Raw genomic sequence first — 13,265 nt, forward strand, 5'->3', positions numbered from 1 at the left:
GCTTTGCCGTCATCGGACGCAATCCCGTTCTTTGCCTAGGGCTTGCCTTGATTTTCTCCGCCCTGCCGAGATTCGTATTTGCGCTCTGGTTCAGGAATACCGTTACGAATGTCGAGCATGGCGGCCCGGAATTCTCGGTTCAACGGGTCGCGCTCACGGTGGTTGGCGCGATCGGCTATATTGTCCTCATGTCCTTGCTGGAGGTGGCTTTGACGCGCGCTGCCATCGAGGATTTGAGCGGCAAGCGGCCGTCGATGCGTGATTGCATCGGGACGGCCCTGGCACTCCTGCTGCCGGCAATCGGCATTTCGCTGATTGTCAACATTGGCTTCACAGTCGGCCTCGTGCTGCTCGTCGTTCCGGGATTTTGTTGGTTCTCTGGGTTGTAGCGATACCGGTTCTGATTCAGGAAAAACTGGGGGTATTCGCGAGTTTGGGCCGCAGCCGCGATCTTTCCAAGGGCAGCCGTTGGTCTCTGCTCAGTCTCTGGTTCCCCCTGTTCGTAGCTTTGGTCGCAACAAATTTCACGTTGGGCCGCGTCCTATCCCACTTAGGCATTCCGCTCGTGTTCTTCCTGGACGCTCTGGCGCGCGCGGTCGAGCAAGTCGTGTTTTCCGTTGCCATCGCCGTCAGCTATGTCGAGCTGCGCCAGGTCAAGGAAGGCACGAGCGTCGAAGACTTGGCGGAAATCTTCTCCTGAGGACGGGTGGAGGCTTTTCACCGGGTGCCATCTCGTGTTGCGCTCGAGCAGCCGAGCTTGTTCATAAAGCCTTTGTCTGCGCCGGTAACGCTGTGGCCAGCCGCTTCGCCCATCCCTCGATGCCGGAGCGGCCGGCCAGCAGGTCCTGCCTGATCTCGATGAGGACCGCGGGAATGCCGCGATCGTCGCCATGGACCGGTATGGCGTAGTCGCCGTCACGGCTGATCACGTAGGGCTCGTTTGCCGCGGCGTTGAGCGCACCGTCGGCGCGCAGGCCGGCAAGCACTGCCTGGCCGAAATCGACTGCTCGGTCGTAAAGCACGCCGGCGTGCCAGGGCCGCGCAATGCCGAGGAAGACCGGCGTGAAGGAGTGGATCGTTGCGATCCGCGTCGGTCTGCCCTGCTTCGACCGGTCGTCGAGATGGGCGGCCACGCGGTCATGAAACGGCGCGAACATGATTTCGGCACGCCGGCTTCGCTCCTCCGGATCGAGGCCGACATTGCCGGGGATGCCGGTGTCCTCGGATTGCACCGGAATGCTGCCGCTGGAACCAAGCGGCCGGTTGAGATCGATCAAAAGCCGCGAATAGGAGCTGAGGAAAGCCGGAGCATCGAGCAGCTTCGACAGAGCGCGGGTCACTGCGGCGGCTCCGATGTCCCAGGCGATATGGCGCTGCAAATGGCGGCTGTCGAGACCGAGCCGCGCATACTCGGCCGGAATATGATTGGACGCATGCTCGCATATCAGAACGATATCGGAACGCCCCGTTTCGTTGATAGCTTCGACCGCTGGAAGCCAACCTTCCGGTAGGATGGCGTTGGCAACCGGCTCAGCCATCAATACAGCGTCCGGTAGAGATCGCAGACCGCCACTGGGTCGAGACCGGCGAGGCGCTCGGTCTCATGCCGCTTAAGGCCGACAAAAGTCTCGACGAACACCGGCGCGAACCATCCGGTGACGGTCTTGTCGGCGACGAGCGCGTCGAGTGCCATCGGCAGCGTTTCCGGCAGCCGCACGAGGCCAAGCTTCTTGCGCTCGGCAACGCTCATCTGTATCGGGTCGCCCAAGACCAGCGGCGGCGCCGGCAGCTTGGCTTTCAGCCCCTCCAGCCCGGCGCGCACGATCGCCGCCAGCGACAAATAGGGATTGCCGGTGGCGTCGGCCGCCCGGTATTCGATGTTGTACTGCCGCGCCGGATCGCGCCCGCCGATCGTCACCGTCGGGCAGATGCGCAGGCTCGCCTCGCGGTCGCGATCGGCAAGCCAAGTGTAGGACGAGCTCCAGCTATGCGGCTTCAGCCGGTAGTAGGACGACACACTCGCCGCCGTCATGGCGGTGATCGCGGGCAGGTGGCGCAGCACACCGGCACAGAACGAAGCGGCCTGGCTGGAAAGGCCGCCCGGCTGGGCCGGGTCGTAGGTCGCCGGTTTGCCGGCGTCTTCGACGAAACTGAAATGGATGTGGACGCCGTTGCCGACGGCATCGGGAGCGGTTTTGGGCGCGAAGCTCGCCCGCCAGCCGGCGCATCGCGCGACTTCGCGCGTGATCTCGCGGATGGCGACGGCGCGATCGGCCGCGGCAAGCGCATCGGCCGGCTCGCACGTCACCTCGAACTGGTCGGTGCCGAACTCGGCGATTACCACTTCGGGCGCGACGCCGGCCTCCGCCAGCGCCGCCATAAGATTGGCGGCAAACGGATCGGCGCGGCGCAGTGCGGCCAACGACATCGAATGAGCCGGTGCGAAGTCGCCCTCGATATGGAATTCATGCTCGAAGGCGGCGATGACGGAAAGCCCGGTTGCCGCCTTCAACTCCGCCAGCGCATCCTTGAGCATGGTCCGCGTACAGCCGACCCACGGGCTGCCGTCGAGTTCGACGATGTTGCCGGCGACCATGTCGAAAGGCGTCGCCGATCCGGTCAGCGCCGTGCGGAACCGCGCGTTGAGATCGGGAACGAGCCGCACATCGCCTGACGAGCCCCAGGGATTGGGATCGACGATGGAGTTGAACGGCGTCAGCGACAGATTGGCCTGCAGCCAGCCGACGCCGGTCGCGGCGATCTTCTGCAGCTTGCTTTCGACGACCGAGCGGCCGCGCGTGATCGCCGAAAGATCGGTGGTGACGACGGCAACCAGCGGTTCGACGGTCGATGTCATGCAGCTTTTCCCAAGGCTTCGAAACGGCCCGTAACGGTGGCGGTATCAGTGACCCAGCAATAGCCACCGAAAGCCTCGAGCGCGCCGTCATGACGCTCCTGCGAGGCGGCGGCGCAGGCATCCGATACGCAGGTGACGAGATAGCCGCGATCGGCGGCATCGCGCACCGCCATGTCGACGCACTGGTCGGTCATGATGCCGGCGACGATCAGATAACGCACTCCGAGGTTTTTCAAGACATAGTCGATGTTGGTCGAGTTGAAGACGCCCGACGATGTCTTCGGCAGCATGATCTCGTCGCCGACCGGCGCCAGCGACGGCACCGGCAGGCCTTCCGGCCGGCTCGGCGCGATATGGATCGGCGTCAGCTTGTGGTCGAGCGAGCAGTCGCGGCCGTCTTCGGTCAGGCTCTGGATGATCGTGTGGATCACCTCGACGCCGTTGGCCCGCGCCGCCGCCAGCAGGCGCTCCTGGTTGGGGATCGTTTGCGACGCCGTCTGCCGGTAGAAATAGTGGTCGGGACCGCGCTCCGGATGCGCCGGATCGGCCCCGGGCTCCAGCCAGACCCGTTGCATGTCGACCAGCAGCAGCGCGGTTTCGCCGGCCCGGAACGGCTCGTTTCGTTTCGGCAATGATGGCGTCATGCTTGGGTCCTGCTTCGCTGATCACGTCTGGCTGATTTAGCTGATTTTGGTCCGCGCGTCCTGCGTGGTGGACGCACTTATTGGGATATTCGAAGTCACTAATTTAAGATAAGCTTTGTTTTCGGGCGTGGAGACGGGGGGTCTCTGTCATGATCGATTCAGACGTGTTCGACTTTGTCGAACGCTGCAGGAAGCACACAGCCACCGGGCCGCTGCTGGGCGACTTGCTCGAAACCGTGCGAAATCTCGGCTTCGAGCACCTGATCCTGAGCGGCGTGCCGCTCGGTGGCCAGAAGCTTGCACCGATGGTCGAACTGAATGGCTGGCCGGCCGGCTGGTTCGAACGCTATGTCGAGGCCGAGCATGCCGCGGCTGATGGTGTTTGCATTTACTCGGCAAAGACCTTGAAGCCGTTCCTTTGGTCGGAAGTTCCGGCAAAATGGTCGGATACGGAGGGCTCACGACGCATTGCCGGCGAGGCGACTGAGTTCGGCATCTGCAGCGGCTTCGCCGTACCGATGCTCAGCGTTCATCATTGGCAATCCGTGCTGTCGTTTGCCTCTTCCGCGAAGGCCTGCGCCCTGTCGCCGCGCCATCAAGTGCAACTGGTGACGATGGCGGTATACGCGGGCATGTCGATCCAGGCCTTGGCGAATGACGATGATGACCATGAGGGCGTGCTGACCGACCGCGAAAAAGAAGTGCTCTTGTGGGCCGCGGCCGGCAAGACATCGTCTGAGACATCCCAGATCCTCGGCCTGACCGAGCGCACGGTCAAATGGCATTCGACACGGGCTCGCGAGGCTTTTGGCGTCGCAACGACCACGCAAGCGGTCGTCGAAGCGGTGCGCCGGCGCCTGATCCACCCCTAAAACGCGTCAACTGTCCCATCGGACAGGTGACGTATATTAGCGCGACTGCGAGTATCCCTTTGAGAACGATCGGGGGATCGCGCCATGATAACGGCCCACGTAGTCAATGCGCATAACAAGCATCTCTATGAAAACGAATTCGACGAGTTTCTGCGCCGGCGGCACGATTTCTTCGTGCACCAGAAGCATTGGCGCCCTCCGAGCCCGGATGGTCGCGAGCTGGACCAATTCGATACCGACGCGGCGACTTACCTGCTTGGTATTGAAGACGGTCGCGTGGTGACTTCGGCTCGATTGATCCCAACGAGCGAGCCGCACATGGTCTCGGAGGTTTTTTCTCACATGTGCGAAAAATCGGGCGTCCCGAGGCGTCCCGATTGGGCCGAATGGACGCGCACATTCGTCGTTCCCGACAAACGAACTGCCGGACTGAGGGGAACACTGACGCAGCTGTGCTGCGCGGTGATGGAATACGCTCTCGACGAAGGCCTCAACGCTGTCGGCGGCATCCAGGAAACCTACTTCATGCCGCACCATGGCGCGCTCAAATGGCGGGCCGAGCCGATGGGCATGGCCAGGGAAGAAAACGGCGAGTGGTACATCGTCGCGTATATCGATGTGAATGAGGCGGCGCTGGCGAGCGTCCGCAAGATACTGGGGATTGAGCATTCGTTGCTGGTTCGGCGGGGAGCGCAACTGCCGTTCTTGGAAAGCAACAACAAGCAATACGCATCTGCATTGTATAAGTAAGAAAAATCGGGGAAAGACCAAAGTGCAAAATTTTGCATTACGGATTGCTGCGCTCGGCTTCGTCGGGGTCTCGGAGCTTTCGCTGGTCGCTTGTAGTTCAAAGCAATTCGCTGAAGTCCCGAAGTCGACGCCTGTCGTTCCGCTGTCCGGCGTTATCAACACATTGAAATGCGGCATCTCGAATGCTTTGGCGAGCGACACCCAGGGACGAAGTGGGCTGCTGGAGTCAGTTGCCGTCGTAGGCCTGAATGTGAATATCGTCGAAGGAACCACGCTCTCCGGTCATGTATCGGCGGGAATCCCGATTTCTGTAGGAAGCGTATCGCCAAGCCTGACGGCCTCTAGAGAGGCCACACTCACCAACAACAGCACGATCGACTTCGGCATCATCCTCAGTGGCTATAATGAACTGGCATGCCAGACCGTGGGTGGCGAATATCAAGATGCCGGGTTCTCCCTCTGGCTTGGCCAAGTGGTACGTGAAGTGAACGTGGCTGTTGCCGGCGCGCCCTACGCCTTCATTCAGAAATATACCTATGACAGCAACTTCGTGGTCAAAAAGAGTGCGAAGGCTGGAGTGGATTTCGAAATAGTCCCGGTGAAGCTCGGTGGATCGATCGACAGCTCGCGCAGTGACGTACAGCATATAAATATAACTATCCAGGCGGTCAGTTTCGACGGAAAAAAGAAGAATCCTAGAGGCAAGATATTCGATGTTCCGCCAGCCCGGCCTGTTCACACGAAAATCAAAGGACTAGATGCTGGTTCGTAGAGGAGGTGCGTGATGCTTAGCAGGCGAAATTTCTTGGCGTTTACGGCTTTTGCGCCGATTTGCCTTCACTGTCGAACTGTCTACGCTGAGGGCGAACCGCCGCCCAAATTCTGCACAGAAGTGATCATGAAGGATTTCAATACTGCGCTGAATATCGCGATCGATGAAAATCCCGCGAATGACCCTTCCCTGGAGAATCTGCCGCGGACCGAAGCAATTTCGTTGTTCAAGAAGAAATGGCATCCAGACAGGCGTGTGCTGCATGTCGACTTTCTTTCACAACCCGCCTACATCGACAACGTGATTTCTGCTGCCAAGGGATGGGAGCCCTTTATCGGAATCAAATTCCTCTTCGGGCAATCCGATCCGGATATCTTGGTCAACTTCGAAGAAGGCGGTTCTTGGAGCTACATAGGGACCGACTCGCGCTATTTTTCCGCGCGCGGGCGCCCCTCCATGAATTTTGGGTGGTTCGATGCCTCGACTGACAAGAGCGAATTCCATCGGACGACCCTTCACGAATTTGGCCACGCGCTCTCGCTGGTTCACGAGCAGAGTCATCCAGGTGCTCACATCAGTTGGAAAGAGGCGGAAGTATTCGCTTACTATGCGAAGCTGGGGTGGTCGAAGGACGACGTTCGCGAACAGGTTTTTGCGAAATACGAATTGAGCCAAGTCAACGGGTCGAATTACGATCCCACCTCGATCATGCACTATCCGATCCCAAAGGAGTTGGTGTCTGACCTTAACGATGTTGTCGGCTGGAATACCGAATTGTCTCAGCTCGACAAGACGACCATCACAACGCTCTATCCAAAGTCATTAAGCGGCGGGCTGCCGAAGTAGGTCCATCTGTCATGACAACAAGATCGACGTTTCTCCTTTCCCTTCTCGCCGTTTTTGCGGTTGTGGGGCCGGCCCGGAGCCAGAGCATATTTGACGTGCTTAAGCAGCGTATAAAATTACCTGCAAGCGCGTTGTCTCGTCCCGAAGACCCAATCGTCGTGGACATATGTAAAAAGGATCCGTTGGCGTGCTTGGATAGATTTCCGAGTGCTCCTTCCAATTTATGCGAACTGGACCCTGACACGTGTGTAGATTCACATCTACCCAATTTACCTATCAGAGAGCTGCAACCTTCACCCCTTTGCGAGATTGATCCCTGTGCTTGCGAGAACTGCAAGCTCAACAACGCAGGCGGCATCGGCGCGTTCGAAGATGCAGTTGCGCCAGTCGGGTTTGAAGCCTCCGGCACCGGGTTGGTTGGCCCTGAGGTACTCGCCGCGCCACGGCCTTTTGCCAGCTTTGCAAGCCCGCTCGCATCGGGAGGGCCTCAGCTGAAAACCGACGAAAAGTCGTCCTTTGGTTTTGACCTCGAAACTGCCCGCGGCCAACTCACGGCCACCTATCCAGAGAAGCTCATTTGCAACAATTCCACGTCAAGGCCCGTCGAATATTGGCGCGAACTCCTACTAAGGCGGAGCGAAAGTGAGCGATGCAGCGAGGCAGCGCAAATTATGCTCGAACAGCGCGGAAAGCACCGTTTGACATATTTCGACATTTTATCCGGCAAGACAAGAAGGGAAAACGCCAAAACGGAGTTTAAGGTCTTTGAGGATTATGGCAACGCGTGCATCCATCGTGTCGAAGATATTGACAGCAACGCTGCCGCGAAATTCTCATTCGGTGAGAATTTCAAGGAAAAAGTTAAGGAGAACGTTGGCGAGCTGAATTTTGATGGAAAGGACGTGCACTGTACGGCAACGATCGTACAGTTCAAAAATGGCAACGAAGACAAGATCGGATTGGCGACAGCCGCCCATTGCGTCGGAGATCCGATAAAGGGGACCAGCGATCAGAACCTTCAATTCGCCAGTGTCCATAGCCAGATGCACTTCACCACTTTCTCAGGAAAGTCATACCCCGTCGAAATCGATCCTGGGCTACGAGGCTTTGTGTACGGCAAGACTTACGATGCTGTAATCATTCCGCTGATATCGGTTGCAGCAGGCGATCAACTCCCGACCGGCTTCAAGATTTCCGGGCGTCCAACGCTGTGGCAGCCGCTCTACATTGTCGCTGTCAATCCATTCCTGGCAGCTCTTCGCAACCTCACATTGTCATCGGACAACGACGGACTCGCTTCGGCAAGTGTCTCTCTTGAGCCGGGCTGTCGGGTTTATGGTATCAAGGGCGCGCAAATTTACCACAACTGCCAATCGGAGGGCGGCATGTCAGGCAGTCCGATCTTCGTTACGGCCGAGAACGAGGCAAAGATTGTTGCTGTCCACTCTGGCGAAGTTGCAACGCCCCTAATACCCGAATGCCCTCAGCCGACCGCCGGGGCAGCAAACTATGGGACCCTGCTGTCACAGAAATGACGAATTACGAAAAGATTACGGTGACGGTTCACTAATTTCTTTTCGCCGCCTCCCTCGTTTTCCGGGTTTCACGGCTTTGCCGATTTGCCCGGCGATGCTCTCGGCCTACGGGTGCATCGAAAACCGCGACATCGGCGACGCGGCAATACTCGATGAGCAGTTGTTGTGGAACCATAGTCTTCGGACGTGAAAACACTTTGGCTCGCCCGCACGGTGCTGGGGATGCGACGGACCGGCAACGCCGGCAAGGTGCACCGTGCGGCGCGGGCGACATTGTAAAAAGTGCACTCACCGTAATTCTGATCTATACTCCGGACACCAGCCCGAGCGCCTACGGCAAGGCGAAGGGCGGATGAAGCGCTTGATAGAGTTCTCTTTGTAGTCATGGGGCGATGTTAAGATGTTAGCCTCCGACCTAACGAAATTTATCGAGCAGGATCATCTGGCTCTGGATGCCTTCGTAAAGGGCGATCCTGAGCCCTTGAAAAACCTCTACTCGCGACAGGACGACGTCATTATTGCCAATCCCTTTGGCCCGCCGGCGAAGGGATGGAGAAAGGCCGCTGAGACCATGGAACGCGCCGCCACCAATTACCGGCACGGCAAGGCCATCGGCTTTGAGCGCATCTCGGAGTATGCGACAGCCGACTTGGGATACATCATCGAGATCGAGCGGTTCCAATCCAAGGTCGGTGGTGGCAACAAACTGGTGCCGATTGCGCTTCGCGTCACCACCATATTCCGGCGCGAGGAAGGCGCGTGGAGGATCGTCCTTCGTCATGCCGATCCGATAACCTCGGCACGCCCGCCGACGTCCATTGTCGGGGAGTAGAAAGTTGCCGGAGAGGTTTTAGGAATTACGGCAACGGTGCACTAATTTCTTTTCGCCGCCTGCCTCGTTTTCCGGGTTTCACGGCTTTGCCGATTTGCCCGATCTCGGTCCCAAGGGGTGCATCAAAATCGTAACATCGGCGACGCGGCAATACTGGAGAGGGCGACACGGGAAAAAGTGCACTGTCACCGTAATTCGACCAGGTAATTCGACGGAAGTTATTCCTGGAGGAGCGGGTTCGGTAGCTAAGTAATTGAAATTGCTTGGCTGGGGAACCTGGATTCGAACCAGGACTAACGGAGTCAGAGTCCGTGGGTCTACCGTTAACCTATTCCCCAGCAGGCGCGGCCGTTGAAAACCACACGGGCAGGGCGACGATGTCGCCGCGCGTGCCTTGTAGCCGCCGCCGGAAAATAGTCAACCCTGCCGTAGGCATTTCAATCGGCGCGGTTGCTTCAGATTTGCCCTGTCGTCACTCCTGCCGGCGTTTGCGCTGCCCCTCACCCTCTCCCCGTGGAGGACGGGGAGAGGGGATCGCCAGCGTTGCGTCCGAGCCCCTTCTCCCCGTTCTTCACGGGGAGAAGGTCCCGGCAGGGGGTTGAGGGGCGGCGCCGACATTGAGGATTGATCTTCTCACGGTCGTCATCAGGCCTGACGCGATTGCCCAAGCTTCAACTCTCGCTGCGGCTGTATTGCGAGTGCTCGAAGAATAGCACCACGCCGAGCGCGATCAGCAGCGGGATGATCAGGTAGAACAGCCGGAACACCAGCAGCGCCGCCAGCACGCCGACCTGGTCCATATGTGACAAGCCCGCGAGAAACACCACCTCGAACACGCCCAGCCCGCCCGGCGCATGCGAGATCTGCGCGATCGAGAACGACACCAGGAAAACGCCGAGCACGATGAAATAGCCGGGATTGCCGGTGGCGGGCAGGGCGAAGAAGATGATCGCCGCCGCCGCCAGCAGCTCGATCGGGCCGACCAGCAATTGCCGCGCCACGATCGGCAGCGCCGGGTAATGCAGCTGAAAGCTGCCGATCCTCAGCGGCCTGAGATGCAGCCAGCTGCCGAAGACATAGGCCGCCACCACGAGCAGCATGGCGAACCCAGCTGCTTGCGACAGCCGATGATGCGGTATGCCGGAAAACCGGTCGATCACCTCGGGCTCGAGCAGCAGCACGATGCCCGAGACGAACAGCGTCGACAGCACGAAGGTGATCCAGCAGATCGCCACCAGAATGCCGACATCCTGCCCGGTAAGGCCCCTGGTGCCGTAGGCGCGGTAGCGGATCACCGCACCGGAAAACACCGAGCCGCCGATATTGTGCGACAGCGCGTAGGTGGTGAACGAGCAGAAGGTGACGAACAGCCACGAGACTTTTTTGCCGATGTGCAGCAACGCGATGTGGTCGTAGCCGGCGAGCGAGGCATAGGCGATGACCGAGCTCAGCGCCGCCAGCACCCAGCCGCGCGCCGGGATGGCGATTATGCCGGCCCAGACATCGTCAAGCGAGATGCCGCGCAATTCGTGCAGCAGCAGCCACAGCGAGAACACCACCGCGGCGATGCCGATGACGGGCCAGAAATAGCGCCTCCAGTTCATGGCATGACGATCATGCGTTGCAGCCCGTACCGTTTTCCGGTTCGCAGCAGGCAAACCGCCCGCGTTGCCGAATGATTTACCCTCCATTTCAGAAATGCCTCATTGAAGCCGGCTATTCAACCGGGAAGGCGCGTTGTGGCGCTCGCGCCTTCCCTTCTCCCAAGGGGACAAGGGCTCACCGACGTCGCCGCCTTCACGCCGCCGGCAAAATTCGCCGCGAGCGCTCTTGGTGATCCGGCCGTGCGCTGATAGTCTGGCGGCAACTTGAACATGTAAAAGCGCCTGCTGCGTCCGGTCTCCGGTTCGCGCGGCGCCGGAAGGAACGACAGTGGAAGACCACGACGCCGGCGCTGGCGCGCCGGAAGTGGGCGTGTCCAGGGGTTCGCCGACGCCGTCCGGCCAGGCAAGCCCATCCACCGGACGCTACGGCCGTCAGGTGCAACCCTGGTCCGGCAATGGACAGGCTGGCGACACGTCCCACGATCACAAGGGTCAGAACGGCCCGCATCAGAACGGCAAACCCAAGAAACGGCGCAAGCGCCGGCGCGGGCGCAAGGTTTTCGCACGCGACGAGACTCGTCCGCTGGCGGCCGGCGCTTCGGTGCCCGCCGCCAACGAGGCCCCGGCCGCGCGCCCGCCCCAGCCAGCGGCTTACGCGCCTCCGCCCTCAGCTCCGCCAAGGCCGGGGCAAGGTGCCCGCACACCGCCGCCGCTGCAGGAATTGCCGGTGTTTGCCGCGCTCGATCTCGGCACCAACAATTGCCGGCTGCTGGTCGCGGTGCCGACGCGCCATGGCCAGTTCCGCGTCATCGATGCCTTCTCGCGCATCGTCAGGCTGGGCGAGGGCCTTACCGCCAATGGCCGGCTCGGCGACGCCGCAATGGACCGCGCGGTCGAGGCGCTGAAGATCTGCGGTGACAAATTGCGCAACCGCAAGGTCAGGAAAGCCAGGCTGATCGCCACCGAGGCCTGCCGAACCGCCGCCAATGGCGTCGAGTTCCTCGAGCGCGTCGAGCGCGAGGCCGGCCTGAAGCTCGAGATCATCGACCGCCAGACCGAGGCGCGGCTGGCGGTGTCGGGCTGCGGTTCGCTGGTCGAGCGCGACACGCAAGGCGTCGTGCTGTTCGACATCGGCGGCGGCTCGTCCGAAATCGCGCTGATCGACCTCACCGGTCAGCGCTCGCCAAGGCTTGCCAACCATATCGTCTCGTGGACGTCGCTGCCGGTCGGCGTCGTCTCGCTGGCCGAGCGTTTTGGCGGCCGCACGGTGACACGCGAGATCTTTGGCGCCATGGTCGAGGATGTCGCAATGCGGCTGCGCGCCTTCGACGGGCGTGATCGGCTGAGCCACCTCCTGGCCAGCCCGAAATTCCATTTGCTCGGCACATCGGGCACGGTGACGACGCTGGCCGGCGTCCATCTCGATCTCGAACGCTATGACCGCCGCCGCGTCGACGGGCTGTGGATGGATCGCGACAGCGTCGACCGCATGGTCGAAAAACTGGTCGGCTGGGATTTCCAGCAACGCGTCGCCAACCCTTGCATCGGCGCCGACCGCGCCGACCTGGTTCTGGCCGGCTGCGCCATATTGGAGGCGATCCGCGCCGTCTGGCCGTCGGAGCGGCTGCGTGTCGCCGACCGCGGCCTGCGCGAGGGCATATTGAGCGAATTGATGGCCGATGACGGCGTCTGGCGGCGAGGCAGAGCATGATCCCGAAAAGTGGCTGCCGGTTTTCGGACAAGATCATGCTCAAACAAGCAATCAAGCAATGACCAAGAAACCGGAAAGACCGAGCTCCGCCGGCATTCGCGTGCTGAAGACGAAGATCAAGAAGAAAAGCGGCCTGAAGGAATCGTCGCGCCGCTGGCTGCAGCGCCACATCAACGATCCCTATGTCCAGCGCTCGAAGGCCGACGGCTATCGTTCGCGCGCCGCCTACAAGCTGATCGAGATCGACGACAAGCACCATTTGCTCAAGCCTGGCATGAAGGTGATAGACCTTGGTGCGGCGCCCGGCGGCTGGTGCCAGGTCGCCGCCGCGCGTACCAAGTCGACCGCGGAACACCCGAACGTCGTCGGCATCGACTATCTCGAGATGGACGCCGTGCCGGGCGCCCCGGTGCTGCTGATGGATTTCCTCGATCCGCAGGCGCCGGAGAGGCTGGCCGAGACGCTGGGCGGCCAGCCCGACATCGTGCTCTCCGACATGGCCGCACCGACCACCGGCCACAAACGGACCGACCACATCCGCACCATGCATCTGTGCGAGGTGGCGGCCGATTTCGCGCTGTCGGTATTGAAGCCAGGCGGACATTTCCTCGCCAAGACGTTTCAGGGCGGCGCCGAGAACGAATTGCTGGCGAGACTCAAGCGGAATTTCCGCTCGGTCCATCACGTCAAGCCGCCGGCCTCACGCGATGAGTCGGTGGAGCTTTATTTGCTGGCGAAGGATTTTAAGGGGTAGCGCCCTTTCCTTCTCCCCTTGTGGGAGAAGGTGGCCTCGCGAAGCGAGGTCGGATGAGGGGTGTTCCAGCTTGGCAACACGCTTGCAG

The 13,265-nt window shown here is 60.5% G+C and carries 14 protein-coding genes and 1 tRNA gene; 10 read left to right on the top strand and 5 right to left on the bottom strand.

Annotated features, from left to right (window positions below):
* The first annotated feature begins 47 nt into the window (after positions 1-47).
* Both NKJ81_RS27675 and NKJ81_RS27680 read left to right on the top strand, forming a co-directional pair.
* Complete coding sequence (locus tag NKJ81_RS27675) at positions 48-389, top strand: hypothetical protein (RefSeq protein ID WP_352542372.1); 342 nt, start codon at positions 48-50, stop codon at positions 387-389.
* A complete protein-coding gene (locus tag NKJ81_RS27680) occupies positions 371-700 on the top strand; it encodes a hypothetical protein (RefSeq protein ID WP_352542373.1) in 330 nt (109 codons plus the stop codon). The genes NKJ81_RS27675 and NKJ81_RS27680 overlap by 19 nt, the downstream gene beginning before the upstream one ends.
* Positions 701-761: 61 nt before the next feature.
* On the opposite strand, the gene NKJ81_RS27685 is transcribed toward NKJ81_RS27680, so the two are convergent.
* The 3 genes from NKJ81_RS27685 to NKJ81_RS27695 are packed head-to-tail and all read right to left on the bottom strand — an operon-like array spanning position 762 to position 3,501.
* Positions 762-1,538 (bottom strand): N-formylglutamate amidohydrolase, encoded by a 777-nt coding sequence (locus NKJ81_RS27685; RefSeq protein WP_352542374.1) that lies wholly within the window; start codon positions 1,536-1,538, stop codon positions 762-764.
* Entirely contained in the window at positions 1,538-2,857 is a 1,320-nt protein-coding gene (locus NKJ81_RS27690) for a type I glutamate--ammonia ligase (protein WP_352542375.1), read from the bottom strand. The genes NKJ81_RS27685 and NKJ81_RS27690 overlap by 1 nt, the downstream gene beginning before the upstream one ends.
* On the bottom strand, positions 2,854-3,501 hold the full coding sequence (locus NKJ81_RS27695; RefSeq protein ID WP_352501479.1) for a cysteine hydrolase family protein: 648 nt from the start codon (positions 3,499-3,501) through the stop codon (positions 2,854-2,856). Before NKJ81_RS27695 ends, NKJ81_RS27690 begins: the two co-directional genes overlap by 4 nt.
* 149 nt (positions 3,502-3,650) lie before the next feature.
* On the opposite strand from NKJ81_RS27695, the gene NKJ81_RS27700 reads away from it, so the two are divergent.
* The 6 genes from NKJ81_RS27700 to NKJ81_RS27725 all read left to right on the top strand — a co-directional run bounded on the left by NKJ81_RS27700 (position 3,651) and on the right by NKJ81_RS27725 (position 9,108).
* Positions 3,651-4,373, top strand: coding sequence for a LuxR family transcriptional regulator (locus NKJ81_RS27700; protein ID WP_352542376.1), 723 nt, complete (start codon positions 3,651-3,653; stop codon positions 4,371-4,373).
* 84 nt (positions 4,374-4,457) lie between these two features.
* Positions 4,458-5,123 carry an acyl-homoserine-lactone synthase gene (locus NKJ81_RS27705; protein ID WP_352542377.1) on the top strand — a complete coding sequence of 222 codons (666 nt, stop codon included), beginning with the start codon at positions 4,458-4,460 and terminating at the stop codon, positions 5,121-5,123.
* Between the two features lie 22 nt (positions 5,124-5,145).
* Entirely contained in the window at positions 5,146-5,895 is a 750-nt protein-coding gene (locus NKJ81_RS27710; RefSeq protein WP_352542378.1) for a hypothetical protein, read from the top strand.
* A gap of 126 nt (positions 5,896-6,021) precedes the next feature.
* On the top strand, positions 6,022-6,741 hold the full coding sequence (locus NKJ81_RS27715) for a M12 family metallopeptidase (protein ID WP_352542379.1): 720 nt from the start codon (positions 6,022-6,024) through the stop codon (positions 6,739-6,741).
* Between the two features lie 11 nt (positions 6,742-6,752).
* A complete protein-coding gene (locus NKJ81_RS27720) occupies positions 6,753-8,276 on the top strand; it encodes a trypsin-like serine peptidase (RefSeq protein WP_352542380.1) in 1,524 nt (507 codons plus the stop codon).
* A 400-nt stretch (positions 8,277-8,676) separates the two neighbouring features.
* On the top strand, positions 8,677-9,108 hold the full coding sequence (locus NKJ81_RS27725) for a YybH family protein (protein WP_352542381.1): 432 nt from the start codon (positions 8,677-8,679) through the stop codon (positions 9,106-9,108).
* Positions 9,109-9,372: 264 nt separating this feature from the next.
* On the opposite strand, the gene NKJ81_RS27730 is transcribed toward NKJ81_RS27725, so the two are convergent.
* A tRNA-Gln gene (locus NKJ81_RS27730) sits at positions 9,373-9,446 on the bottom strand.
* Between the two features lie 333 nt (positions 9,447-9,779).
* On the bottom strand, positions 9,780-10,712 hold the full coding sequence (locus tag NKJ81_RS27735) for a lysylphosphatidylglycerol synthase domain-containing protein (RefSeq protein WP_352542382.1): 933 nt from the start codon (positions 10,710-10,712) through the stop codon (positions 9,780-9,782).
* Positions 10,713-11,040: 328 nt separating this feature from the next.
* Here NKJ81_RS27735 and NKJ81_RS27740 point away from each other — a divergent pair, with 328 nt between their 5' ends.
* Positions 11,041-12,423, top strand: coding sequence for a Ppx/GppA phosphatase family protein (locus NKJ81_RS27740; RefSeq protein ID WP_352501489.1), 1,383 nt, complete (start codon positions 11,041-11,043; stop codon positions 12,421-12,423).
* 58 nt (positions 12,424-12,481) lie between these two features.
* Entirely contained in the window at positions 12,482-13,177 is a 696-nt protein-coding gene (locus NKJ81_RS27745; RefSeq protein ID WP_352472049.1) for an RlmE family RNA methyltransferase, read from the top strand.
* The last annotated feature ends 88 nt before the right edge of the window (positions 13,178-13,265 follow it).

Source organism: Mesorhizobium sp. M0018 (assembly GCF_040323955.1).
Classification (GTDB): Bacteria; Pseudomonadota; Alphaproteobacteria; order Rhizobiales; family Rhizobiaceae; genus Mesorhizobium.

Coding starts and splice junctions, on each gene's coding strand:
- NKJ81_RS27725 (WP_352542381.1), top strand. CDS start 8,677: ATGTTAGCCTCCGACCTAACGAAATTTATCGAGCAGGATCATCTGGCT.
- NKJ81_RS27715 (WP_352542379.1), top strand. CDS start 6,022: ATGAAGGATTTCAATACTGCGCTGAATATCGCGATCGATGAAAATCCC.
- NKJ81_RS27690 (WP_352542375.1), bottom strand. CDS start 2,857: ATGACATCGACCGTCGAACCGCTGGTTGCCGTCGTCACCACCGATCTT.
- NKJ81_RS27705 (WP_352542377.1), top strand. CDS start 4,458: ATGATAACGGCCCACGTAGTCAATGCGCATAACAAGCATCTCTATGAA.
- NKJ81_RS27745 (WP_352472049.1), top strand. CDS start 12,482: ATGACCAAGAAACCGGAAAGACCGAGCTCCGCCGGCATTCGCGTGCTG.
- NKJ81_RS27735 (WP_352542382.1), bottom strand. CDS start 10,712: ATGAACTGGAGGCGCTATTTCTGGCCCGTCATCGGCATCGCCGCGGTG.
- NKJ81_RS27720 (WP_352542380.1), top strand. CDS start 6,753: ATGACAACAAGATCGACGTTTCTCCTTTCCCTTCTCGCCGTTTTTGCG.
- NKJ81_RS27695 (WP_352501479.1), bottom strand. CDS start 3,501: ATGACGCCATCATTGCCGAAACGAAACGAGCCGTTCCGGGCCGGCGAA.
- NKJ81_RS27685 (WP_352542374.1), bottom strand. CDS start 1,538: ATGGCTGAGCCGGTTGCCAACGCCATCCTACCGGAAGGTTGGCTTCCA.
- NKJ81_RS27700 (WP_352542376.1), top strand. CDS start 3,651: ATGATCGATTCAGACGTGTTCGACTTTGTCGAACGCTGCAGGAAGCAC.